Source organism: Chromobacterium sp., assembly GCF_041912965.1.
GTDB classification, from domain to species: Bacteria; Pseudomonadota; Gammaproteobacteria; order Burkholderiales; family Chromobacteriaceae; genus Chromobacterium; species Chromobacterium aquaticum.
Genome location: NZ_JAYSGF010000011.1, coordinates 67,625 through 92,111 on the forward strand (window position 1 = coordinate 67,625; position 24,487 = coordinate 92,111).

Genomic DNA, 24,487 nt, shown 5'->3' on the forward strand with positions numbered 1-24,487 from the left:
GTGTTTACGATCTCGCGAGCTAAGGCGAGACAAGGCGGAAACGAGCGAAAAAGCGGAATGTACAGGTGGTACATGAGCATTTTGAGCTCGGTTTCAACGCCGTATCGCCGACGCGCAGCAGATCGTAAACAGGTTCTTAGAACGTGTTTACGATCTCGCGAGCCAAGGCGAGACAAGGCGAAAACGAGCGAAAAAGCGGAATGTACAAGTGGTACATGAGCATTTTGAGCTTGGTTTCAACGCCCATTTCTATCCATCCCGCCGACGCGCAGCAGATCGTAAACAGGTTCTTACAAACGCCGCGCCTCCTGCACCCCACTCAACTCCATCATCCGCGACAGCACCCGGCTGATGTCCTGCACCTGGCGCACCTCCACGGTGAAACGCATGCGGGCGCGGGTGTCTCGCGACAGGGTGTTGACGCCGATCAGGTTCAGCTTCTCGCGCGACAGCACATCGGACAGATCGCGCAGCAGGCCGGGCCGGTCCATGGCGATGATCTCGATATCGATGGGGAACACGCTGCTGCGCTGATCGCCCCACTCGGCGGCGATCAAGCGCTCCGGCGCTTCCACCGACAATTTTTTCAAGGTCAGGCAGTTGGTGCGGTGAATGGAAATGCCGCGCCCCTTGGTGACGAAGCCCATCACCCCGTCCGGCGGCGCCGGCTTGCAGCACTTGGCCAGCACCGTCATCAGATTGTCCACGCCCTCGATCAACACGCCGCCCGCATCGTGGCCGCCCTTGCTGGCCTTGACCAGGCTTTCCGGCGCCACGTCCGCCGGCGGCGGCGGCGCGAAGCTGACGATGGCGTTGGACACCACCCGCGTGGTCAGCTCGCCGTGGCCCAGCGCGCCGTACACTTCCTCCAGCTTGTCGTAGCCCAGCTTCTCCGCCAGCGCGCCCAGATTGGGCTGCATATGGCTGTGGCGCGCCAGCTCGCGCTCGAACAACATCTTGCCGGTCTCGCGCACGGTGTCGGCGTTGAGCAGGCGGATGTGCTGGCGGATCTTGGAAATGGCGCGATGGCTCTTCACCCAGCCGTCGTGCAGCCAGTTCACCGACGGCCCGCCTTCCTTGGCGGTGATGATCTCCACCCGCTGGCCGTTCTGCAGCGGCGTGGACAAGGGCACGATCTGCCCTTCCACCTTGGCCCCGCGGCAGCGATGGCCCAGATTGGTGTGCACCGAATAGGCGAAATCAATGGGGGTGGCGCCAAACGGCAAGGCCATCACCCGGCCCTGCGGCGTCAGCACATAGATGGTGTCGGCGAACAACTCGGTCTTGAACGCCTCGGCCAGGCCCTCGCGGTCCGACATCTCCTCGCGCCAGTCTAGCAATTGGCGCAACCAGGAGATTTTCTCCTCGTAGGCGGCGTCGCCCTTGCCGCCCTCCTTGTAGCGCCAATGCGCGGCCACGCCGAACTCGGCGTGCTCGTGCATCTCGAAGGTGCGGATCTGCACCTCCACAGCCTTGTCCTCCGGCCCAATCACCGCGGTGTGCAGGCTGCGGTAATTATTGGCCTTGGGGTGAGAGATGTAGTCGTCGAACTCGCCGGGAATCGGCTGCCAGGTGCCGTGGATGATGCCCAGCGCCGTATAGCAATCCGGCAGCCGCTCCACCAGGATGCGCACCGCGCGGATGTCGTAGAGTTCGCAGAAATCCAGCTTTTTCTTCTTCATCTTTTTCCAGATGGAGAAGATATGCTTGGGCCGGCCGGCCACTTCCGCCTTGACGCCGGCGCTCTTCAGCTCCGCGCGCAGGGTGTCCAGCAAACGGTCGATATAGTCGATGCGCTCCAGCCGGCGTTCGTCCAGCAGCTTGGCGATACGCTTATAGCTGTCCGGCTCGGTATGACGGAAGCCCAGGTCCTCCAGCTCCCACTTGATCTGCCACACTCCCAGGCGGTTGGCCAGCGGCGCGAACAGGTCCAGCGTCTCGGTGGCGATGCGGCGGCGCACCGTCTCATCCTCTACCTCGGCCAGGTAATGCATGGTCTGAGTGCGCCAGGCCAGCTTGATCAGCACCACGCGGATATCGGCCACCATGGCCAGCAGCATCTTGCGCATGGTTTCCGCCTGGCGCGCGCGCTCCTCCGGCGTGGACAACTTGTCGATGCGCGCCAGCTCGGTGATGCGGCGCACGCCGTTGACCCCCTCCACCAATACCGCCACGGTGGGGTTGAAGGTTTCGCTCAGCCAGGGCTGCCAGTCCTCGCGGTAATCCGAAGCGGCGAACATCAAGGTGGCGACGATGGCGTCCGGCAGCAGGTTCAGATCCGCCACGATGGCGGCAGCGGCCACCGCGTGATTGAACAAGTCCTCGCCGGTCTGGGCCATGGTCTTGCCGCAGTAAAGCGTCCGCGCCTCGTCAAAGGCGCGGGTGAGCATCGCCTGCTCTTCCCCGCTCAGCGAAGAAGACAAGCCCTCCAGCCAACGCTGCGGATTGGCCGCGTCGGCCAGGGTATCTGCCATCGAACGAACTACGGAAACCATATCAACCCAGTAACTCAATCAAATCGTGTTTCGACAGCGCCCGGCTACTCGGCCAAGCGCAACAGCAGCCGGCGCACCGGCGCCGGCACCCCGGCGTCCGGGGCGGCGGACAAGGACAGCCACTGCCCGCTGTCCTCCATCACGGCCTCAGCGCGCAGCGCATCCAAGCGCACCGGCACCGGCGTAATGATCAAACGGTAATGCGTGAACACATGCTCCAGCTCCGGCCAGGCCGGCAACACATCGCCATGGCCGTTGCGCGCCAGCCAGTCCTCGATCTGCAGCGAAGTCTCGAACTCCGGCAAGGACAGCAAACCGCCCCAGATGCCGGTCGGCGGCCGCCGCAGCAGCCACACCTGATCGCCATGGGTGGCCAGCAACATCACCGTATGGCGCGTGGGCACGGTCTTCTTTGGCCGCGGCGTCGGCAGCTCGCCGGTGCGCCCTTCGCGCGCCGCCACGCAAGCGTCCACCATCGGGCAGACGGTACAGGCCGGCTTGCCACGGCTGCACACCGTGGCGCCCAGGTCCATCAAACCTTGAGTGTAGGCGCTCATCAGCGCCGCATCCCGCGGCAGCAGCTCTTCGGCCAGCCGCCACATACGCTGTTCCACCGGCTTCTCGCCGGGGAAGCCATCGATGCCGAAGCAGCGGCTCAACACCCGTTTGACGTTGCCGTCCAGAATGGTTTCCCGCTGGCCAAAGGCAAAAGAAGCAATCGCCGCCGCGGTGGAACGCCCCACCCCGGGCAGGCGCTCCAGTTGCAAGCGCTCGGTCGGGAAACTGCCGCCAAACTCGGCCATCACCATCTGCGCCGCCTTGTGCAGATTGCGCGCCCGGCTGTAATAGCCCAGGCCGCTCCACAAGGCCAGCACATCCTCTTGCTGCGCGGCGGCCAAGGCCGCCACGTCCGGAAAGCGGGCGACAAAGCGCGGGTAATATTCCAGCACGCTTTTGACCTGGGTCTGCTGCAACATGATCTCGGACAGCCAGATCCGGTACGGGTCGCTGACCTGCCATGGCAGATCATGGCGTCCATGCGTTTTTTGCCAGGCGGTCAGGCGCGCGGCGAAGGAGCTGTGCAGCATCGTCTATCATCTTGAATCGAACCGGATATGGTAGCGGAAACCCTCGCTGTCACCAAGCAGCCTCCGGACAAATAAGTTAAAATCAAAGAATTGCTTAAAAGTTTGCTTACTCAAGGAAGTTCCATGTCCAGTTTCCGTTCCCGCCAGCGTGCCACTATGCGCCGCGAATTCAATAGCCGCGACAATGAGGCCAGCTCGCCGGCAGGCGGAGACAGCCCGGCCGGCAAAGGTCCCGTGATCCAGAAGAAAGCGCCCTCGGCCGACACCTCGCCGCGCGCGCCCTATTCCGGCCCGCGTCCGGGCAACGCCAAGCCTAATTGGCAAGACCGTGGCGCTGGACAAGGACAAGCTCCGCGCGACGGCGGCAAGCGCGGCCCTTATCAAGGACGCGACCAACAGGCCGGGCGCGACAAGCCGTATGGCAACGACCGTCGGCCGCAAGGCCAGCAGCGCTTTGAGCGCAACGAAGACCAAGACAGCTTCAAGAAAGACCGCTTCAATAAAGAGCGCGGCAACAACTGGCAGCCGCGCAGCTTCGCCCGCGACGGCGAAGAACGCCCGCAAGGCAGCGGCCCCAAGAAGCCCTTCCATCACCGCGAAGACCGCGAACCGCGCGACTACAGCCGCGACCGCGGCCCATCCGGCCGCAAGCCGCTGAACGCCGCCGCTGACGTAGAGCCGGAACGCAAGCCCTATAGCCGCGACCACGGCCCGTCCGGCCGCAAGCCGCTGCACCTGGAGCGGGACGGCGAGCAAGGCGCGCCGCAGGGCAAGCCGCGCTGGCAGCAACGCGACGGCGAACGCCATGTCGATCAGCCGCGCAAGCCGTTCAACCCGTCCGCCGACCGCGAACAGCGCTTCCGCCGCGACGACGCCGAACAGGCGCCGCGCAAGCCGTGGCAGGAGCGCCAGCACAGCGAGCAGCGCGAAGAGGGTCCGCGCAAACTGTTCGGCAAGCCGGCCAATCGCGACAACAACTTCCGTCGCGACGACGCCGAGCAGGCGCCGCGCAAACCGTGGCAGGAACGCCAGCACGGCGACCGCGACCAGCGCTTCCAGCGTGATGACGCCGAACACGCGCCGCGCAAACCCTGGCAGGAACGTCAGCACGGCGACCGCGACAACCGTTTCCGCCGCGACGACGCCGAGCAAGCGCCGCGCAAGCCGTGGCAGGAGCGCGAACACGGCGACCGCGACAACCGTTTCCGCCGCGACGACGCCGGGCAAGCGCCGCGTAAACCGTGGCAGGAACGCCAGCACGGCGACCGCGACAACCGCTTCCAGCGCGACGATGCCGAACAAGCGCCGCGCAAACTGTTCGGCAAATCCGCCGAACACGACAACCGCAGCCGCCGCGACGACGCCGAAGCAGCGCCGCGCCAGGACCGTCAGCAAGGCGAACCGGCCGAGCGTAGCGAAGGCGGCACGCGCAAGCTGTTCAGCAAGCCGTCCTATCGCGACAACGACGTCCGCCGCGACGACGCCGAACGCGCGCCGCGCCAAAGCTGGCAACAGGAAGAACGCCCGCGCCACGAGCGTCGCGAAGGCGAAGCCCGTCAGTTGTTCGGCAAGCCGGGCGCCGGCAGCCTGAAACCGCTGGGCGACCAACACCGCGTGGAAACCCGCGGCGAGCACCGCCACGCCGACGCGCCGCGCCACGCGCCGACCGAACGCCAGGCCCCGAGCCTGACCCAGGTGCGCGACAGCGTGCTGTCCTTGTTCGCCCCCTGCCCGCGCGGCCTGGAAGCCATCCTGGCCGACGAGTTGCGCGGCCTGGGCGCGCGCGACATCGCCACCGCCGACGGCGGCGTGGCCTTCGCCGGCGACCGCGATCTGCTGATGGCGGCCAACCTGCACAGCCGCACCGCCAGCCGCGTGCTGCTGCAACTGGCCCAGGGCGGCTACCGCAATGAACAAGACATCTACCGCCTGGCGATGAATGTGGACTGGCCGCGCTGGTTCGACGTGTCCAACAGCATCAAGCTGAAGACCGACGCCATCCGCTGCCACTTCAAGAGCCTGGACTTCATCTCGCTGAAGGTGAAGGACGCGATCTGCGACCGCTTCCGCCAGGCTCAGCTGGGCCGGCCCAATGTCGACACCCGCCACCCGGACGTGCGCGTTCATGTGTTCCTGACCGAAGACAGCGCCACCATCTACCTGGATACCAGCGGTGAACCGCTGTTCAAGCGCGGCTGGCGCCAGGAAACCGGCGATGCGCCGCTGCGTGAAAACCTGGCCGCCGGCATCCTGATGCTGACCGGCTACAACGGCAGCCAACCGCTGCTGGACCCGATGTGCGGCAGCGGCACCTTCCTGGTGGAAGCCGCCGACATCGCGCTCAACCGCGCGCCGGGCCGCCAACGCAAATTCGCGTTCCAGAAACTGCGCGGCTTCGATTCCGCCAGCTGGGAAGCGCTGCTGCTGGACGCCCAACACGCGGAAAAACCGCTGGCCAAGCTGGCGATCAACGGCTCCGACCGCGACCAGGCCATCATCAACGTCGCCAAGGACAACCTGGAACGCGCCGGCCTCTCCGGCCTGGTGGAACTACAAGCGATGGACGTGCTGGACGCCCGCCCCAACGGCGAAAACGGCATCCTGGTGGCCAACCCGCCCTACGGCGTGCGCATGGACGAACTGGACCAACTGGCCGAATGGTATCCGCTGCTGGGCGACTGGCTGAAAGCCCACTTCGCCGGCTGGCACGCCAACCTGTTCAGCGGCGACCTGCGCCTGGCCAAGCTGATCCATCTGTCGCCCAAGCGCCGCACTCCGCTGTACAACGGCTCGCTGCAATGCCGGCTGTTCGTCATCAATATGGTGGAAGGCAGCGCTCGCAAGGAAAAACCGGGCGAGCAGGCTGAAATCATCGAGCAGGACGATCACGCTGCGGAATAACACCACGCGCGGACAGCAAAACGGCGAGCCATGGCTCGCCGTTTTGCTGATCTGCATCTCTTTCAAAAGCCAAAAATGAGAAACCTACACCACTCCAGGATACCCATCTTAATAAACAACTATCCTACTAGCATCATCAAAAGTTGCACCGCCATCTTTATAGGTTCTAAGCAGCCCCTTGACAGTAACCTTCCGACCATCATCCATCATTTTTTGAAATACAGCCTGCTGCTCATCAGAAATAAACCCCACATAGCGGATTAGATACTCTCTCCCTCCTACCATCAAGCCATAACTTCCCCCTGCGGCATCATGGAAAAAACCTATTTTCCCAGCCAATTCCACATATTTCAGGGTAGTACCTTTAGGTATGACTGTATTTTCATCCCTTTCAAGTACCAATAACGGTTTAACATTCGAAGAGGCTTTTTTTTGGGACAGCCTCGCAATGCGCTGCTGATACTCCCCCTTTAAACAACGCACATTCGAACAAGCATTTCTTGCCTTCAGCCAGTCTTTTTGTTCTTGCTTGATCATGCTTTCATTTATTAAGTCACGCTGAAGGGCCCCTCTATATACTGTACCAAGCTGATCATCAAGTGACGACAGCTCCAAGTCACTACAAATGGCCTCTTCAATAAAGGTTGACGCTTTATCACAATTAAAGCTGGCTGCGTAAGCCGTAGAACTCAGTAGGCCAAACATTAATACTGATATCTTTATTTTCCAAACCACTATTTCTATCCTTTTTAAAAGCAAAACCTACCCACAACAAAAACATTCAATACGCTTAAACCATCGAGACCTCTGGCATGGCGAACACGTAAAAAACATTTTATTACACTAAAACTTTACTCTTCCATTTAGCACTCAGCCTTTATTAGATAGCACTACAACCACTTAGCTACACTCTTCTTCCAACGAGTGCCAACCTTAGTTAAACGATTAATTACCCATCGTTATGAAAGATAAACGGTTAAGCCTCCAAACTGTACTACAAGCCAGCACCAAAACCAATGTCATTTCCCATGAGTTTGACAACCACGGCGACATTGGCTGCTCCCGCTTGACCCCACCCAGCCCATCGGCAACAATCGCCACGTGCCGTTTCACTTAACGGCACTTGGGCTTAGCAGCCAAATTGGAATTAGGGCGGGCGCCGCTGCTTAGGCAGACGCGTCCGGAATGCCATTGTCTTGCCATCCGGCGGGCCGTGGCGGGGAGGCCTAGTGCCTGCCGGTTCCCTTTTTCCCGGTCTGCTAACCTCGTCACGCGCCTGCCTGCCCGTTTAGCAGCGAGCAGGCAGGCGGACCACGAAAAAGGAGCTTTGCCATGTTGACCTTGACCTTGTTCAATGCCCCTCCGCCTCAAGGCGCGCCAGTCCGGCCCCGGATAGAGGAGGCTCAGCAATGAACGCCACGCCCACCGCCGTTGAACTGAACCGCATCGTCCACGGCCTGCAAACGCTGCGCCAGCAACACGAGGCGCTGCACCTGATCGATCCCGCGCTGAAACGGCTGGAATACTGCGGCCAGCACATCCACGAAACCAGCCATGCCGTCGCGCTGGAGCTCAGCCAGATCAGCAGCGCGCTGACCGGCCTGCTGAGTATGCTGGACCAGTCCGGCCTGGACAGCCTGGAGTGCGAGCAGGTGTATTGCCTGTTGGAACCCTTCGCCCGCCGCTTGCGACAATCGTCCGAGCAGTTGCAGCGGCTGGTTTAATCCCTTAATCCACGCAAGCCCCGCCGGCCGGGGCTTGCCGCGTGCCGCCAGGCAAATAAAACCGTCGCAATCCGGATTCACCCATTCGGCATCCGCATGAGATAATCGCGCCCGGACGCGCGCTTAACCATTACAGAGCCTTGCACTCAGGGCCTGCGCGCCATCGTCACCCCCCAACGCCGCAAGCACACACCATGCAAACCTCTTTTCTGTCCGCCACCGTCCTGCTGATCCTGATCACCGATCCGCTGGGCAATATTCCGCTGTTCATCGCCGCGCTCAAGCAGGTCAAGCCGGAGCGCCGCCGCCGCGTGGTCTACCGCGAATGCCTGATCGCCTTCCTGGTGCTGTCCGCCTTCATGTTCTTTGGCCGCAACTTCCTGGACCTGATGCATCTGACCGATGATTCGATGCGGGTGGCCGGCGGCGTGATTCTGTTCCTGATCGCCATCAAGATGATCTTCCCCGGCGAGGGCAGCGTGTTCGGCGGCGACAAGATGCATGGCGAACCCTTCATCGTGCCGATCGCCGTGCCGCTGATCGCCGGCCCGTCGGCGATGGCCACCGTGCTGCTGATGTCCACCCGCGAACCGGAGCGGATGCTGGAATGGCTGGGCGCCTTGACCATCTGCATGCTGGTGACGCTGCTGGTGTTCCTGTTTTCCGGCAAGCTGCAAAAGCTGCTGGGCGAACAGGCGATCACCGCGCTGGAGCGGCTGATGGGCCTGGTGCTGACCGCGATCTCGATCGAGATGCTGCTGGGCGGCGTGGCGTCCTATATCAAGCAATTCCACTAAGAACCTGTTTACGATCTGCCGCGCGTCTACGATGCCGCGCACTAGGCTCGATACCCTCCCAGCCGCGCCGCCCGGCTTCGTCCGCGGCGCGCCACCCCAATGCCAAATACATGAATTTGTTCGCATTGGGGTTATCCCGCATAGGGATATCGGCAATTCGTCACCGCCCCGCCTCTTGCTAGCATCCGCAGTCATGGGCCGTTAAGAGTCCGCTTTTGATTGCATAACAACTCCGGCCCGCCCCGAGCCGGAGTCAGACAACGCTACAGGGATCACGATGCAGACCAAAACCCCTCTCTACCAGCGCCTCTATTTCCAGGTGCTGCTGGCCATTTTCCTCGGCGTGATGCTAGGCGCCTTCGTTCCCGATCTGGGCGCGAAGATGAAGCCGCTGGGCGACGCCTTCATCAAGCTGATCAAGATGATGATCGCGCCCATCATCTTCGCCACCGTGGTGGTGGGCATCGCCAAGATGGGCGATATGAAGGAAGTGGGCCGCGTGGGCGTGAAAGCGCTGTTCTACTTTGAAGCCGTCACCACGCTGGCGCTGGTGATCGGCCTGGTGGTGGTGAATGTGCTCAAGCCCGGCGCCGGCCTCAATGTGGACCCGAGCACGCTGGACGCGCACTCGGTGGCCAAGTACGCCGCCAACGCCAAGGAAATGAGCAGCATTGATTTCCTGATGCACATCATTCCGGATACGGTGGTGGGCGCGTTCGCCAACGGCGAAATCCTGCAGGTGCTGACTTTCTCGGTGCTGCTGGGCCTGGCGCTGACCAAGATGGGCGACAACGGCAAGACCATCGTCCACATCCTGGACGAGTTCTCCCACGCCTTGTTCGGCGTGATCAATATGCTGATGAAGCTGGCTCCCATCGGCGCCTTCGGCGCGATGGCCTTCACCATCGGCAAATACGGCGTCGGCTCGCTCAAGCAGTTGGGCTTCCTGATGCTCTGTGTCTACCTGACCTGCTTCGCCTTCGTGTTCGTGGTGCTGGGCACCATCGCCAAGCTCAACGGCTTCAGCCTGTGGCGCTTCCTGGTCTACATCAAGGAGGAATTGCTGCTGGTGCTGGGCACGTCTTCGTCCGAATCCGCGCTGCCGGGCATCATGAAGAAGCTGGAAAACCTGGGCTGCTCCAAGCCGGTGGTGGGCATGGTGATTCCCACCGGCTACTCCTTCAATCTGGACGGCACTTCCATCTACCTGACCATGGCCGCCATCTTCATCGCCCAGGCCACCAATGTGGACCTGACGCTGGCGGAGGAGCTGGGCCTGCTGGGCGTGCTGCTGCTCACCTCCAAGGGCGCGGCGGCGGTGACTGGCGGCGGCTTCATCACCCTGGCCGCCACGCTGGCGACGCTGGGCGGCAAGCTGCCGGTATCCGGCCTGGCGCTGCTGATCGGCATCGACCGCTTCATGTCCGAGGCCCGCGCCATCACCAATCTGATCGGCAACGGCGTGGCCACCATCGTGGTGGCGCGCTGGGAGAAGGCGCTGGACGAAGAACGCATGCGCCGCGTGCTGGCCGGCGAGCCGGTGCTGCCGGAGGAAGCCGCCGCCGCGCCGCTGCAGCCGCAGCTGGCCGCCGCGACAGACGGCGCCCGCTCCTAAGCTTTTGTTTTCCCAGCCGTTATAGCCTGCGCTCGCGCAGGCTTTTTTTATGCCCGCGGCGCAGTGCCGCCTTGCTTTTGCCGCCGCGTGGTCCACGATAGAAACTGGGGTATAGGGAGACAGAGAATGAGCGACTTCATGTTGCAATACGGCGATGAGCTGCTGCCGGTGGAAGGGGATTTCCCTCAGGTGGGCGCTTATCTGCCCAGTTTCATGCTGGTGGGCGATGGCAAGCAGGACGTGGCGCTGGAAAGCCTGGGCGGCGTGCCCAAGCTGATCCTGACCTTGCTGTCCTTGGATGAATACGAACATGGCGGCCAGTATCTATTGCAGGAGACGCGGCGTTTTCTGGAGCGCTGGCCGCAGATCGGCCTGGTGGTGATCACCGTGGATTCGCCATCCTCGCTGGCGCGCGCGCGCCGCGAACACGGCCTGCCCCATGTCACCCTGCTGTCCACGCTGCGCGGCCGCGATTTCCACAAGCACTACGGGGTGCTGATCCGCGAGTATCCGCTCAGCGGCTATACCGCGCCTTCCTTGCTGCTGGCCGATGGCGGCAACGTCATTCATTACGCCGAGCGGCTGCGCAATACTCAGGACCTGTTCGACTTCGACCAGATCAACCATATGCTGCGCGAGGCCGAGGAGCAGGCGCTGGAGGCGCAGCAGGAGCTGGAGCATGAGGAGCAGTTGAAGGACGAAGGGCCGTCACAGTAAGCCTCCAGTAAGGACACGGGCCCGGCCTGCTTACGCAGCGCCGGGCCCGTTCGCGTTGCAGGAAGACAACGGTTTACGGCAGCACTTCCACCAGCTTGGCGTCCACCTTGGTCGAAGTCAGTTCCTTGTCCACTTCGCCGACGATGCGCAGCTTGCTGTTCTGGTCGAACTTATTGGCCGGCAGGCGCTTCTGGCTGATCTTTACCGTCATGGTGCCAGTGGCGTCGCGGAATTCGTAACGCTTGTGGTCGATCTGGCGCACGATCTTGCCTTCCAGCGTCACCGGGGTATCGTCGGCGGCTTTTTGCGCGGCGGCCACGGTGGTGACGGCGGCCGGCACGCCGGGGCCGGCGAATTCGGCCTGAGCGGCGAAAGGCAGGGACAGCGCGGCGGCGGTGAGCAGAACGGTGATGGTTTTCATGTGGTGCTTCCTTAAGCGTTGGTTGACGGTGCCATTAAAACAGTGTCGGCTTAACCCAAGCTTAAGCGTTGGCCTTCTCTCCCAATAAGCGGCTCGAATGAGCCAGATCCACCGCATAGCCTTGTTGGGCGTGGCTCAGTTGCTGGCGGTAATGCGCTTGCTCGCTGGCGATGCGCTTGTCCACGCCCTTGAGCGCCACTTGCAGCTCGGTATTCAATCTCAGCTGTTTATGGCCAAAACTCGCCGGCAGCGGTTTGATCTCGGCGGCGATGGCATCGCGCAAGGCGCCGAGATTGGCATAGCTGCCGCGCTCCACCGCCTGGTTGGAACACGCGGTCAATACCTTGGCCAGCGCGCTGGCTTCCTTGGCCTGCGGCGCGTTCAGATAACGCGGGATCAAGACATCCAGTGTGTGATGGGAAACCGGGAGGAAGGGGAGTCGCATGGGTGCATCCTGATAAAGGTGATGAATCAGATCATTGATGCCGCCCAGCATATGCATCCGTTCCCGCGCCGGCTTGCAAGAAACGCCGGACAAAACAAAACCGCCCGGCAAGCGGGCGGTTTGAAAGCGGCGAGACCGCGAGCTTAGCTGTTCAGTTCGCGCGCCAGGTACAACCAGGTTTCCACCACGGTGTCCGGGTTCAGGGACACGGTTTCAATGCCCTCTTCCACCAGCCACTTGGCGAAGTCCGGATGGTCCGACGGGCCTTGGCCGCAGATGCCGATGTACTTGCCTTGCTTGCGGCAAGCCTGGATCGCCATGTGCAGCATGACCTTGACCGCTTCGTTGCGCTCGTCGAAGGTGGTGGCGATCGGGCCGCCGGAGTCGCGGTCCACGCCCAGCGTCAGCTGGGTCATGTCGTTGGAGCCGATGGAGAAGCCGTCGAAATGCTGCAGGAACTTGTCGGCCAACACGGCGTTGGTCGGCAGTTCGCACATCATGATCAGGCGCAGGCCGTTTTCGCCGCGCTTGAGGCCGTTGGCGGCCAGGATCTCCACCACTTGCTCGGCTTCGGACAGGGTGCGCACGAAGGGAATCATCACTTCCACATTGGTCAGACCCATCACGTCGCGCACTTTCTTGATGGCGCGGCATTCCAGTTCAAAGCAATCGCGGAAGGATTCGGCCACGTAGCGGGCGGCGCCGCGGAAACCGATCATCGGGTTTTCTTCGTGCGGCTCGTACAGCTGACCGCCGATCAGGTTGGCGTATTCGTTCGACTTGAAGTCGGACATGCGCACGATGACCTTTTTCGGATAGAAGGCGGCGGCCAGGGTGGACACGCCTTCGGCGATCTTGTCGACGTAGAAGTCCACCGGGCTGGCGTAACCGGCGATGCGGTTGCTGATGGTGGCTTTCAGATCCGCCGGCAGCTTGTCGAACTCCAGCAGCGCTTTCGGGTGGATGCCGATCTGACGGTTGATCACGAATTCCATGCGCGCCAGGCCCACGCCTTCGTTCGGCAGCTGCGCGAAGTCGAAAGCCAGTTCCGGGTTGCCGACGTTCATCATGATCTTGACCGGGGCCTTGGGCATCTTGTCCAGTTCCAGATCAATCACTTCCACGTCCAGCAGGCCGTCATAGATATTGCCGGTGTCGCCTTCGGCGCAGGATACGGTCACCTGCATGCCTTCGGACAATACCTGGGTGGCGTCGCCGCAACCCACCACGGCCGGGATGCCCAGCTCGCGCGCGATGATGGCCGCGTGGCAGGTACGGCCGCCACGGTTGGTGACGATGGCGGCGGCGCGCTTCATCACCGGTTCCCAATCCGGGTCGGTCATGTCGGTGACCAGCACGTCGCCCGGCTTGACGCGGTCCATCTCGGACGCGTCCTTGATGGTGCGCACCACGCCCTGGCCGATCTTCTGACCGATGGCGCGGCCTTCGCACAGCACTTGCGATTTGCTGTTCAGGCGATAGCGGCGCAGGGTGTCCTTGCGGTCTTCCTGCGACTTCACCGTTTCCGGACGCGCCTGCAGGATGTAGAGCTTGCCGTCGTGGCCGTCGCGGCCCCATTCGATGTCCATCGGGCGGCCATAGTGCTTCTCGATGATCAGCGCGTATTCGGCCAGTTCGGCCACTTCGGCGTCGCTGATGGAGAACTGCTGGCGCTCCGCCGGGGACACGTCCACGGTCTTGACCGAGCGGCCGGCTTGCGAGGCGTCGGTGAACTCCATCTTGATCAGCTTGGAGCCCATGGTCTTGCGCAGCACCGCCGGACGGCCGGCTTTCAGCGTCGGCTTGTGCACGTAGAATTCGTCGGGGTTCACCGCGCCTTGCACCACGGTTTCGCCCAGGCCGTAGGACGCGGTGATGAACACCACGTCGTCAAAGCCGGATTCGGTGTCGATGGTGAACATCACGCCGGCCGCGCCGCAGTCGGAACGCACCATGCGCTGCACGCCGGCGGACAAAGCCACTACGTCGTGCTCAAAGCCTTTGTGCACGCGGTAGGAAATGGCGCGGTCGTTGTAGAGGGAGGCGAAAACGTGTTTCATCGCATCCTTGACATTGTCAAGGCCGCGGATATTCAGGAAGGTTTCTTGCTGGCCTGCGAACGAGGCGTCGGGGAGGTCTTCTGCGGTGGCGGAGGAACGGACTGCAACGGAGATATCGGCGCCTCCGGCATCGGCCACCATCTGATCCCAGGCCTCTTTGATATCGGCATCAAGCTTGGCGGGGAACGGGGTGTCGATGATCCATTGACGGATTTCCTTGCCTATCCTGGCCAGTTCGCTGACATCGTCGATGTCCAGCTTGGCCAGCGCGGCGCTAATCTTGTCGGCCAGGCCATTGTGCTGCAGAAAATCCCGGTAAGCCTGCGCTGTGGTGGCGAAGCCGCCCGGGACGCGAACCCCGGAGCCAGCCAGTTGGCTGATCATTTCACCAAGGGAGGCGTTCTTGCCGCCTACCTGCTCCACATCGGTCATGCGCAGTTTCTCGAACCAGATGACGTAGTTCTCAGCCATCACTTCACTTCCTGTGTTGGATTGGGACGATAGGGCCGCATTCTAGCCGAATTACGTGCCGAATGCGTAGCGTCTTTTGCAGCGCAACACGGGTTTTCGGCTCAACGAGGACAAGCATTGCAACAGAATCAATAAGTTGACGGACATTCCTGATGAAAATGATTGTCAAAACCGTGTAATTCCCTCACTACATTGCGCGAGATCAGGCATCGTTGGCTGTCGCCGCGGCCATTCAAAGTATAGAATTCCCACAACTCCGGGCGCGCCGCCACTGCGCGGCAGACGCGGTTCCGGCCTCGTTCACTCGCAATACAGGTGCTTGCATGCCACACCACCTCCGTTCCGCCTTCTTCGTTTCCGACCGAACCGGCATCACCGCCGAATCGCTGGGCCACACGTTGCTGACCCAGTTCGACACCGTGGAATTCAAGCGCGAAACCATTCCCTTCGTCGATACCGTGGAAAAAGCGCAGGCCTTGGCGGAAGTCATCCGCCAGGTGTCGGAAACCGATCACCTGAAACCGCTGGTGTTCACCAGCATCATCAACCCGGAGGTGCGCAGCGCGCTGCAGGTTGAGAACGCGGTGATGATAGATTTCTTCGACACCTTCATCGGCCAGCTGGAACAGGAGATAGGTCAGCGCGCGTCGCTGAGCGTGGGCAAGGCTCACGGCATGGTCAACGAGGAAAAGTACGATCATCGCATCGAGGCGGTGAACTTCTCGCTGAACCACGACGACGGCGTCAAGCTGAAGGACCTGCACGAGGCGGACGTGATCCTGGTCGGCGTGTCCCGCTCCGGCAAGACGCCAACCTGCCTGTATCTGGCGCTGCAATACGGCATCCGCGCCGCCAACTATCCGCTGACGCCGGAAGACCTGGGCAGCCCGACGCTGCCCAAGATGCTGCTGCCGTTCAAGGACAAGATGTTCGGCCTGACCATTGACCCCGCCCGCCTCCATCACATCCGTTCCGAGCGCCGACCGGATTCCAAATACGCCAGCATGGACAACTGCCGCCGCGAGGTGAACGAGGCCGAGTCCATGTTCCGCCACCATGGCGTGTCCTTCATCAGCACCACCCATAAGTCGATCGAGGAAATCGCGTCCACCATCATGCACAAGGCCGCGCTGGGCCGCCGTTTCTAGCACGGCCCACACGCCACGGACCCGGCCGGCTTCGCCCGGCCGTTTTCATGCCCGATGCCTGGTGCAATCAGCGCCAATATCCAGATAGCACTTTGTTTCTTATCATTTTTTTACAATTCCCTCCGGAACATATAGCAAGCAGCCGCTCTCGAACAAGCATCTTGAATCCCTGGACCGGGACATCCGATGCAGATCGTCTCCATCGCCGCGCTCGCCAAACCCACCGTTTCCCCGCTGAAGGAAGTGGGCGCGGTGGCGCCCAAGAGCGACAGCCGCGCCGCCGCCAGCGATCCGCGCAAGGAAATGGCCGAGTTCGCCGCGCCGCCGCCATCCTCCGCGGGCGAGCGCCCCGGCGCCCATGGCGAGGCTTTCGCCCGATTGCTGCGCCAGGCTCAGGCCGCGGCGCGCCAGGACGCCGCAATGCCTTATGCGCAGGAAACCATGCCCCCCGCCGGCAGCCTGCTGCACGTGGCGGTGTGAACGCGGCACTTGACGCTGCTTTGCCCGCCGTGCTCTGATAAAGCCCATGAACTACGCAACCGCATCCGCAACCTTCTTTTGGTGGTGGCGCCTGAACTAAGGCGGCACCGGCGTTTGCATACCCAAAACCCGGAAGCTGCCGATACGGCGGCATAGGGTTTCCAGCAGCACTCCTCCCCGGATCGGCAGTTTCCAACAAGCTCAAGCTTACTGGAGACCACTGTTATGAATCTGGACAGCATCACAGCCAAAGACATCATCCTCACCGGCGACCGCACCACCGGGCAATTGCATCTGGGCCACTATGTCGGTTCGCTGCGCAACCGCGTGATCCTGCAAGACCGTTGCCGCCAGTTCCTGCTGCTCGCCGATGCTCAGGCGCTGACCGACAATATGGGCAACTATCTGAAGGTGCGCGACAATGTGCTGCAAGTGGCGCTGGACTATCTGGCGGTGGGCATAGACCCGGAGAAAAGCACCATCTTCATCCAGAGCCTGGTGCCGGAACTGACCGAGCTGTCTTCCTACTACCTCAATCTGGTCACCGTGGCGCGGCTGGAACGCAACCCCACCATCAAGGACGAGATCAAGCAGCGCGGCTACGAGCGCGACATCCCCGCCGGTTTCCTCACCTATCCCGCCGCCCAGGCCGCCGACATCACCGCCTTCAAGGCCAGCATCGTGCCGGTGGGCGAAGACCAGATTCCGATGATCGAGCAGACCAATGAGATCGTGCGCCGCTTCAACGGCAGCGTGGATCAGGCGGTGCTGGTGGAAGCGCGGGCGGTGGTGCCGGAGCAAGGCTCGCGCCTGCCTGGCATCGATGGCAAGGCCAAGATGTCCAAATCGCTGGGCAATACCATCACCTTGTCGGCCACGCCGGACGATATCCGCCAGGCGGTGAAGATGATGTACACCGACCCCAATCACCTGCGCGTGGCCGATCCCGGCCAGGTGGAAGGCAATGTGGTGTTCACCTATCTGGACGTGTTCCACTCCGACCCGGCGCAGGTGGCGGAATGGAAGGAGCATTACCGCCGCGGCGGCCTGGGCGACACCGTGATCAAGAAACAACTGGAAGAATGCCTGCAGACCTTGCTGGAACCGATCCGCGCCCGCCGCGAGCAGTACTCGCGCGACCCGGCCGCGGTGATGGCGATGCTGAAGACCGGCACCCAGCGCGCGCGCGAAGTGGCGGCCGCCACGCTGGCCGAGGTGAAGGCGGCGATGGGCTTGAACTACTACTAAAAGAAGGCCTCGGAATGGAACAACTCTACCAATGCCAAAACCTGGATGAGGTGCGCGGCCAGATCGACCGCATCGACCGCGCGCTGGTGGCGCTGATCGCCGAGCGCGGCCTTTATGTGCGCCAGGCGGCGGGATTCAAGCACAGCCGGGACGAGGTGGAAGGCGGCAAGCGCGTCGATCAGGTGATGCGCCGCGTGGAACGCCTGGCCGGCGAGCTGGGCGCGGATTCGGCGCTGACCGCGGCGGTCTACCGCACGATGATCGAGTACTTCGTCGCCGATGAAATGGCGGCCTTCCGCGCCAAAGCGGCCGGCGATTGAGGCGAAGGTCGGCTTTCCCTACAATCGCTTTCATCCGCTAACCGCCGGCCGCCTCTCGCGGCCGGCTCTTTTCCCGCCGCCGGAGAACCTGAATGAACAAGATTGCCCTGTTGCTGCTCGCCTGCCTGTCCGCGCCCGCGATGGCCGAGGAAGTGGGCGAGGTGTCCACCACCTTCAAGCTGCTCAGCCCCAACGACAAGGTGGTGGTGGAAGCCTTCGACGACCCGGCGGTGCAAGGCGTGGCCTGCTATATCTCGCGCGCCAAGACCGGCGGCTACAAGGGCGCGCTGGGCCTGGCCAAGGACCCGTCGCGCTTCTCGGTGGCCTGCCGCCAAGTGGGCGCAATCAAGTTCTCGCGGCCCTTGCCCAAGCAGGAGCAGGTGTTCAAGGAAGGCGCGTCCTTCATCTTCAAGCATGTGCGGGTGGTGCGCATCGTCGACGCCAAACGCAATACGCTGACCTATCTCAGCTACTCGGACAAGCTGATCGACGGCAGCCCAGACAATGCGCTGACCGCGGTGGCGGTGCTGGACCAAAAGATCCCGCTGCAACCCTGAAATAAAAGCGATTGATTATTAACGCTTTCTTTGCATGACGGGCATCAGCTAAACGGCAGCTCGATGCGCAGCCCGTCATGCCCCACCTCGATGCCGGGCGGGCACTCGGCGCTGAGCGCGCCGAACTCCAGACGGTGGGTCATATGGATCAGCACCGTGCGTTCGGCGCCGATGCGCTTGGCCCAGGCGAAGGATTGCTGCACGCCCAGGTGGGACGGATAGGGATCGTGGTTCAGGCAGTCCAGGAATAAGAGCTTCAGCCCTTGCAGCAAGGGCAGGCTGCTGTCCGGGATATCGGACACATCGGTCAGCCAGGCCATGTCGCCGACGCGCCAGCCCAGGCAAGGCCAGGAGCCGTGTTGCAAGGGCACCGGCGTCAGCGTGACGCCGCCGCAGTCCACCGGCCCGTCCACCTGCTGCGGCAGCAGCACCGGCTTGTCCCACATCTTGGACGGCGGCAGCAAGGCGTAGTCGAAGCGGGTCTTAATATTGTCCAGGGTGAAGGCATTGCCGTAGAGCGTGATCGGGCCTTTCTTCACATAGCAGAAGGCGCGCAGATCGTCGATGCCGTTCAGGTGATCCGCGTGCGGATGGGTGTACAGCACCGCGTCCACCTGGCGTATGCCTTCGCGCAGCGCCTGCTGCCTCAGGTCCGGCCCGGTGTCGATCAGCAGGCCCTGGCCTCCCACCTTGATATAGGCGCTGGCCCGGGTGCGGCGATTGCGCGGGTCCGGCGACAGACAGGTGGCGCAGTCGCAGCCTATCGCCGGCGTGCCGGAACTGGAGCCGCAGCCCAGAATGGTGACTTCAAGCGAACCCAATGCGTGATTTCCTGTGTAAACGCCGTCGAGTCAACGGCAGAGGGGAGGACGCACCGCCGCCTCCCGCACCCAGCCGCCGTCGCAGCGGACGCTGCCGTCGGCATCCTGCTGACAGCTGCCGCGTGGCTGCTTGGCGCAATACGCGTTGCCGTCGCGGGATAGCACGCAGGCACCAGGACCGGTGTAGGTAGCGCCGCCGGCGCGCACCACGCCGCCGCCCGCATAGGGCGAGCACAGCGCATTGCCGAACTCGTCGATCGCGCACTCGCCCTTGCCGCACACCGCCTGTCCCCGTTGCAATAGCGCAATGCCGCCATCCTCGGAACAATAGCTGCGGCCATTCAGGTTGATGCAGTTGGCCCAGGCCTGGGCCGACAGCAACACGGTCAGCAAGGCCAGCAAGATTCGCTTCATGCGCTTTCCCTGATTCAGCGGCTGGCCTTGGCGAACAGCCGGAAAAAATTATCACTGGTGGCGCGCGCCACTTCGGCCAGCTCGATGCCGCGCAGCTCGGCGATGTGCTCGGCCACGTGGCGCACATAGGCCGGCTCGTTGACCTTGCCGCGGAACGGCACCGGCGCCAGATACGGCGAATCGGTCTCGATCAGCATCCGCTCCAGCGGCACCCGCTGCGCCACGTCCTTGACCTGGGCCGCGTTCTTGAAGGTGACCACGCCGGAGAAGGAGATGTAGAAGCCCAGTTCCAGCGCGGCTTGCGCCACCTCCCAGCTCTCGGTGAAACAATGCATCACGCCGCCGCAGATTTCGGCGTTTTCTTCGCGCATGATGCGGATGGTGTCCTCGGCGGACTCGCGGGTATGGATCACTAGCGGCAGGCCGACGCGCTTGGCGGCGCGGATATGGGTGCGGAAGCGTTGATGCTGCCACTCCAGATCGCCCTTGCACCAATGGTAGTCCAGCCCGGTTTCGCCGATGCCGACCACGCGCGGATGCGCGGCCAGCGCCACCAGCTCGTCCTCGCTGTACTCCTCGGCCTCCGGGTCGTCCGGGTGCACGCCCACGGTGGCGTATAGATTGCCGTGGCTCTCCGCGAGTTCCAGCACTTGCGGATATTTGGGACGGCTGACGCCGATCACCAGCGCGTGGCTGACCTGCTTGGCCTGCATATTGGCCAGCACTTCCGGCATGCGCGCGGCGAGATCGGGGAAATTGATATGGCAGTGGGAATCGATAAACATTTTTGCGTCAATCAGGCTGCGGCGCGCACGCGCGCCGCGAAAACAATCACATGGTATGGGTGGGCCGGCTGGAGTTGAGCACGCCGCTGAGCAGCGCTTCAATCTTGTCCTTGGCCTGCTTGCCGGCGTCGCCGGCGACGAACTCCACGCCTATGCCCTGCACCCGGCTGTTGTTGGCGCCGGCCGGCGTCAGCCACACCACCTTGGCCTGCACCGCGATGCGCTGCGGGTCGTCCATCAGCGTCAGCAGCAGGAACACCTCCTCGCCCAGCTTCATTTCCTTGTTGGTGGGAATGAAAATGCCGCCGTGGCGCACAAAGGGCATATAGGCGGCGAACAGCGCGCTGCGCTCCTTGATGTGCAGGGACAGCACCCCGGGTCGGTTGGGATTGAGGTCCGGGCGGGAGGCGGAGTTGTCCATAGCGTGGCTTAACCTCTGTGTCAGGCGGCTTTGCCGCTGGCGAATATCTTCAGATAGTCCATCAGCACCGCTTCCAATTGCAAGCGGGTATTCAAGGTATGCTGCCCGAACGGAGCCAACTGGCTCAGCGTTTGCTGGCATTCCATCAATTGCGCGATATCGGCGCGCGCGGCCAGCTGCTGCAAGGCGCGCTCCTGATCTGGATAATAGCGGACAAGACCAGCCAGTCTCAAACCCGCCAGATCATGCAGCCACTTCATCAGCCAGTTCAAGGGCAGCAGCAAGGGCAGTTTCTGCTTGTCCACCGCCTCGGCCAGCTGCAGCACATTGGCGAAACTGGGCTGGGCCAGGCCCTGCACGAACTGGCCGCGCAGCTTGGCCAGCGCCGGGTCGTGATCGAACATGGGCGCGCCGCCGTTGTGCGCCAGTTCCAGTTCGGCGTCGGCCACGCCCTGCTCGCGCAGCCAGGCCAGCGCCTGCGCCTGATCCGGCCGGGTCAGCGGAAACTGGCGGCAACGGCTGCGTATGGTGGGCAGCAAGCGTTGCGGCGCGTGCGCCACCAGCAGGAACAACACCTCGGCCGGCGGCTCCTCCAGGATTTTCAACAAAGCGTTGGCGGCGGCGGGGTTCAGGCTTTCCGCCGGCTCCACCAGCACCACGCGCCGGCCGGCGCGATGCGCGCTCAGATGGGCGAATTCGATCACTTCGCGCACCGCCTCGATCTTGATTACCGGCAGCTTGCGGCTGACTTTCTTGCCCTCGGCGCCGTCCTTGCCTTCTTCTTCCTCATCGCCCAGCGGCGACAAGCGGCGGAAGTCCGGGTGGGTGCCGTGCCGATACCAGCGGCAGGCCTCGCACTCGCCGCAGGGCTGGTGGCCGGCGCGCGGCCGCTCGCACAGCAGCGACTGGGCCAGGTGCTCGGCGAACTCCAGCTTGCCGATGCCGGCGGCGCCGGTGAACAGCCAGGCATTGGGCAGGCGCTCGCGCTCGGCGTTCAGCAGTTCCCAGTCTCCGTGTTGCCAGGGCAGCAGCATCAGTTAGCCTCCAGCAGGCGTTGCAGGCAGGCAGCGATGTCGACCTGGATCTCGGCGATGGAACGGCTGGCGTCCAGCACCGCGAAACGCGGCTGGCCGGCGGCGCGCCGCAGATAGGCTTCGCGCACGCGCACGTGGAAATCGGCCTTCTCCTGTTCGAAGCGATCCAGCTGCCGGGTTTTGGACATGCGTTCGGCCGCCACTTCCAAGGGCAGATCGAACAGCAAGGTCAGATCCGGCTGCAAGCCATGCTGCACCCATTGCTCCAGCTCGGCGATGCGCGCCGCCGGCACGCCGCGGCCGCCGCCCTGAAACGCGAAGGTGGAATCGGTGAAGCGATCCGACACCAGCCACTGGCCGGCGGCGAGCGCCGGTTCGATCACGCTGTGCAGCAATTGCTGGCGCGAGGCGAACACCAGCAGGGTTTCGGCGTCCAGCGACACCTCGGTGTCCACCGCCAACAGCAGTTCGCGGATTTTCTCGCCCAGCGGGGTGCCGCCCGGCTCGCGGGTAAAGACGGCGTCGACGCCGTGTTGCGCCAGCCAGTCGCGGATGAAGGCCAGGTGGGTGCTTTTGCCGGCGCCGTCTATGCCTTCCAGATTGATGAAACGGCCGCGTTGCTGCTCTAGCGCCATTACTGTCCTTTCTTCAAGATATATTTCCGCACCGCCTGATTGTGCTCGTCCAGCGTCGCCGAGAAATGCGAGGTGCCGTCGCCGCGGGCGACGAAATACAAGGCATTGGTCGCGGCCGGATTGGCCGCCGCGTCCAGCGCCGCCTTGCCCGGCAAGGCGATGGGCGTCGGCGTCAGGCCGGCGCGGGTATAGGTATTGTAGGGCGTGTCGCGGCGCAGGTCGGCCTTGCCTATCTTGCCCTGGTACAAGCTGCCCATGCCGTAGATCACCGAGGGATCGGTCTGCAAGCGCATGCCCTGCTTCAGGCGGTTGACGAACACTCCCGCCACCATTGGACGGTCGGCGTCCTGTCCGGTTTCCTTCTCGATCAGGCTGGCCATGATCAGCAACTCATAAGGCGTGCGGTAAGGCAGCTCCGGCTTGCGCGCCGCCCAGGCCGCTTCCAGCCGCTGCTGCATCGCGCCGAAGGCCTGGCGGTACAGCTCCACGTCCTCGGTGTCGGGCGAGAACAAATAGGTGCTGGGGAAGAACAGGCCCTCGGGCTTGGCGTCGCCAAAGCCCAGCCGCTGCATGATCTCCTCATCGCTCCAGCCCTTGGCGCTGTGCTTGATGTCGGGATTGCGGTCTATCGCCTGGCGGAATTGGCGGAAGGTCCAGCCCTCTATCACCGTCAGGCTGGCCTCGTCCGGATGGCCGTCGGCCAGCCGGTTCAGAATCTCCAGCATCGAGGTCTGGCCGTCGAAACGATACAGGCCGGCCTTGATCTTGCGGTCCACGCCCTGCATGCGCGCCAGCGCCACCATCACCTGGCGGCTGCGGATCACGCCTTCCTGCTCCAGCCCTCGCGCCACCTGGCTCAGGGTGCGATTGGGTCCAACGGTCAGCTTGTAGCCGGCCTCCGGCAGGCCAACCGGAAGCAGAACCACCCAGGCCAGCCAGGCACAGCCCAGCGCCAGGCACAGCAACAACAGGCGAAACAGTGTTTTCATCATTTAATGGCGGGAAGAGTAAAACAACGCAGCGGGACGAGCGCGCATGATACCAGACAAGCCCTCCTGATCGACATGTCAGGCCGGGCCTTTGCAATCAAGCAAAGTTTGCGCCAGATCAACTGGCCACCTTTCCATTTTGCATAGTTTTGCTCGCGTTCTATATCTGATTAAATGGACTGCTTAAATGATGCGAGTCTTTTCATGAAGCCATTCTTCAATCTGGGATGCGCATTAGTGGCCTGGACGGCGCTGGCCAGATTGGCGGCAGTCCGACAGACCGACAGAAATTTATGGCGCTTGCCCATGGAGGCGTTCCGGCCAGGCCGGCATGCCCAACAACTGACCTATCAGCAGTCGCCCACCGCGCTGAGCGACTATCACGCGCTGATCGTCGAACCCCTGCTGCTGCTGAACCGCCAGCAGGACGGCGGCTGGCAGTTGCTGCAAATCGCCGAGCAGGAGTCCGCCAACCAGATCGTGCGGCAACAAGTTGCCGCCCTGCTGCAGCCGTGGCCGATCGCGCTGACCGATGTCGCCACCCCCGGCGTGCTGCGGCTGCGCATCGCGGTGGCGGCGCGCCAATCGCGAATCGCCCAGGGTGGCCAGCCGCTGAGCAGCAGCCATGTGGCTTTGCAACTGCCCTGCATGGCCTCCAATATCGAACCCTATCTGCAGCTGGTGTCCTCGGTGTCCCAATTGGAAGACGCGATGGAGCAAGGCGTGGTGGCCGGCGGCGTCACCATGCAGTCGCAAGTGGAGGCCGGCGACGCCGACGATGGCGACGGCTGGCGGCAATTGCTGGTCCAGGATTGGTCGCCGCTGCTGTGCCGGCAACTGGGTCCGGCGACGCGGCGCGGCGCGGCTTCGTCGGCGCAATAAACCGTATGGAGATAGTCCG

General features: G+C 62.9%; 24 protein-coding genes. 11 read left to right on the forward strand and 13 right to left on the reverse strand.

The genetic code is table 11. The features are described from left to right. Positions 1–290 precede the first annotated feature (290 nt). Complete coding sequence (locus ACE3QM_RS08135; RefSeq protein ID WP_231460878.1) at positions 291–2,495, reverse strand: bifunctional (p)ppGpp synthetase/guanosine-3',5'-bis(diphosphate) 3'-pyrophosphohydrolase; 2,205 nt, start codon at positions 2,493–2,495, stop codon at positions 291–293. A 44-nt stretch (positions 2,496–2,539) separates the two neighbouring features. Further along, on the reverse strand, positions 2,540–3,580 hold the full coding sequence (gene mutY, locus ACE3QM_RS08140; RefSeq protein WP_374421383.1) for an A/G-specific adenine glycosylase: 1,041 nt from the start codon (positions 3,578–3,580) through the stop codon (positions 2,540–2,542). A gap of 126 nt (positions 3,581–3,706) precedes the next feature. On the opposite strand from mutY, the gene ACE3QM_RS08145 reads away from it, so the two are divergent. Next, positions 3,707–6,484, forward strand: a complete 2,778-nt coding sequence (locus ACE3QM_RS08145) for a THUMP domain-containing protein (protein ID WP_374421351.1) — start codon at positions 3,707–3,709, stop codon at positions 6,482–6,484. A 108-nt stretch (positions 6,485–6,592) separates the two neighbouring features. Here ACE3QM_RS08145 and ACE3QM_RS08150 read toward each other — a convergent pair whose 3' ends face one another. Then, complete coding sequence (locus ACE3QM_RS08150; protein ID WP_374421352.1) at positions 6,593–7,219, reverse strand: lysozyme inhibitor LprI family protein; 627 nt, start codon at positions 7,217–7,219, stop codon at positions 6,593–6,595. 674 nt (positions 7,220–7,893) lie between these two features. On the opposite strand from ACE3QM_RS08150, the gene ACE3QM_RS08155 reads away from it, so the two are divergent. The 4 genes from ACE3QM_RS08155 (at position 7,894) to ACE3QM_RS08170 (ending at position 11,337) form a co-directional block, all read left to right on the forward strand. Then, entirely contained in the window at positions 7,894–8,208 is a 315-nt protein-coding gene (locus ACE3QM_RS08155; protein ID WP_374421354.1) for a hypothetical protein, read from the forward strand. Between the two features lie 194 nt (positions 8,209–8,402). Beyond that, the gene (locus ACE3QM_RS08160) at positions 8,403–9,005 is read left to right on the forward strand and encodes a MarC family protein (protein WP_019100349.1); all 603 of its coding nucleotides are present in this window, start codon (positions 8,403–8,405) and stop codon (positions 9,003–9,005) included. A gap of 277 nt (positions 9,006–9,282) precedes the next feature. Then, a complete protein-coding gene (locus ACE3QM_RS08165) occupies positions 9,283–10,620 on the forward strand; it encodes a dicarboxylate/amino acid:cation symporter (protein WP_231460882.1) in 1,338 nt (445 codons plus the stop codon). 126 nt (positions 10,621–10,746) lie between these two features. Beyond that, positions 10,747–11,337 (forward strand): thiol peroxidase, encoded by a 591-nt coding sequence (locus tag ACE3QM_RS08170; protein WP_197081422.1) that lies wholly within the window; start codon positions 10,747–10,749, stop codon positions 11,335–11,337. A 73-nt stretch (positions 11,338–11,410) separates the two neighbouring features. Here ACE3QM_RS08170 and ACE3QM_RS08175 read toward each other — a convergent pair whose 3' ends face one another. From ACE3QM_RS08175 to ppsA, 3 genes are all read right to left on the reverse strand, one after another. Then, positions 11,411–11,758 carry a NirD/YgiW/YdeI family stress tolerance protein gene (locus tag ACE3QM_RS08175; protein WP_231460883.1) on the reverse strand — a complete coding sequence of 116 codons (348 nt, stop codon included), beginning with the start codon at positions 11,756–11,758 and terminating at the stop codon, positions 11,411–11,413. A gap of 61 nt (positions 11,759–11,819) precedes the next feature. Continuing rightward, positions 11,820–12,203: a hypothetical protein gene (locus ACE3QM_RS08180; protein ID WP_374421355.1), complete on the reverse strand. Its 384-nt coding sequence runs from the start codon at positions 12,201–12,203 to the stop codon at positions 11,820–11,822. Positions 12,204–12,346: 143 nt separating this feature from the next. After that, a complete protein-coding gene (gene ppsA, locus ACE3QM_RS08185; RefSeq protein ID WP_374421356.1) occupies positions 12,347–14,734 on the reverse strand; it encodes a phosphoenolpyruvate synthase in 2,388 nt (795 codons plus the stop codon). 323 nt (positions 14,735–15,057) lie between these two features. Between ppsA and ACE3QM_RS08190 the strand changes: the two genes are divergently transcribed. The 5 genes from ACE3QM_RS08190 to ACE3QM_RS08210 all read left to right on the forward strand — a co-directional run bounded on the left by ACE3QM_RS08190 (position 15,058) and on the right by ACE3QM_RS08210 (position 18,487). Beyond that, positions 15,058–15,882, forward strand: coding sequence for a pyruvate, water dikinase regulatory protein (locus ACE3QM_RS08190; protein ID WP_048409285.1), 825 nt, complete (start codon positions 15,058–15,060; stop codon positions 15,880–15,882). Between the two features lie 186 nt (positions 15,883–16,068). Beyond that, positions 16,069–16,362 (forward strand): hypothetical protein, encoded by a 294-nt coding sequence (locus tag ACE3QM_RS08195; RefSeq protein ID WP_048409284.1) that lies wholly within the window; start codon positions 16,069–16,071, stop codon positions 16,360–16,362. A 225-nt stretch (positions 16,363–16,587) separates the two neighbouring features. Continuing rightward, entirely contained in the window at positions 16,588–17,610 is a 1,023-nt protein-coding gene (gene trpS / locus ACE3QM_RS08200; RefSeq protein WP_231460884.1) for a tryptophan--tRNA ligase, read from the forward strand. 14 nt (positions 17,611–17,624) lie between these two features. After that, positions 17,625–17,930: a chorismate mutase gene (locus ACE3QM_RS08205; RefSeq protein ID WP_374421357.1), complete on the forward strand. Its 306-nt coding sequence runs from the start codon at positions 17,625–17,627 to the stop codon at positions 17,928–17,930. 92 nt (positions 17,931–18,022) lie between these two features. Next, a complete protein-coding gene (locus ACE3QM_RS08210; protein ID WP_231460886.1) occupies positions 18,023–18,487 on the forward strand; it encodes a CreA family protein in 465 nt (154 codons plus the stop codon). 44 nt (positions 18,488–18,531) lie between these two features. On the opposite strand, the gene ACE3QM_RS08215 is transcribed toward ACE3QM_RS08210, so the two are convergent. Genes ACE3QM_RS08215 through mltG form a run of 7 tightly spaced genes read right to left on the reverse strand, consistent with a single transcriptional unit; the run spans position 18,532 to position 23,589 of the window. Continuing rightward, positions 18,532–19,308, reverse strand: a complete 777-nt coding sequence (locus tag ACE3QM_RS08215; RefSeq protein WP_048409280.1) for an MBL fold metallo-hydrolase — start codon at positions 19,306–19,308, stop codon at positions 18,532–18,534. 30 nt (positions 19,309–19,338) lie between these two features. After that, positions 19,339–19,722, reverse strand: coding sequence for a hypothetical protein (locus tag ACE3QM_RS08220; RefSeq protein WP_048409279.1), 384 nt, complete (start codon positions 19,720–19,722; stop codon positions 19,339–19,341). A 14-nt stretch (positions 19,723–19,736) separates the two neighbouring features. Then, entirely contained in the window at positions 19,737–20,507 is a 771-nt protein-coding gene (locus ACE3QM_RS08225; RefSeq protein ID WP_374421358.1) for a TatD family hydrolase, read from the reverse strand. Between the two features lie 46 nt (positions 20,508–20,553). Further along, positions 20,554–20,928 carry a PilZ domain-containing protein gene (locus ACE3QM_RS08230; RefSeq protein WP_048409277.1) on the reverse strand — a complete coding sequence of 125 codons (375 nt, stop codon included), beginning with the start codon at positions 20,926–20,928 and terminating at the stop codon, positions 20,554–20,556. A gap of 20 nt (positions 20,929–20,948) precedes the next feature. Further along, positions 20,949–21,962 (reverse strand): DNA polymerase III subunit delta', encoded by a 1,014-nt coding sequence (locus tag ACE3QM_RS08235; protein WP_374421359.1) that lies wholly within the window; start codon positions 21,960–21,962, stop codon positions 20,949–20,951. After that, positions 21,962–22,597 (reverse strand): dTMP kinase, encoded by a 636-nt coding sequence (gene tmk / locus ACE3QM_RS08240; protein WP_374421360.1) that lies wholly within the window; start codon positions 22,595–22,597, stop codon positions 21,962–21,964. The genes ACE3QM_RS08235 and tmk overlap by 1 nt, the downstream gene beginning before the upstream one ends. Then, positions 22,597–23,589, reverse strand: coding sequence for an endolytic transglycosylase MltG (mltG, locus tag ACE3QM_RS08245; RefSeq protein WP_231460891.1), 993 nt, complete (start codon positions 23,587–23,589; stop codon positions 22,597–22,599). The genes tmk and mltG overlap by 1 nt, the downstream gene beginning before the upstream one ends. Positions 23,590–23,892: 303 nt before the next feature. On the opposite strand from mltG, the gene ACE3QM_RS08250 reads away from it, so the two are divergent. Next, complete coding sequence (locus ACE3QM_RS08250) at positions 23,893–24,468, forward strand: DUF3313 family protein (protein ID WP_048409273.1); 576 nt, start codon at positions 23,893–23,895, stop codon at positions 24,466–24,468. Positions 24,469–24,487: the final 19 nt, after the last annotated feature.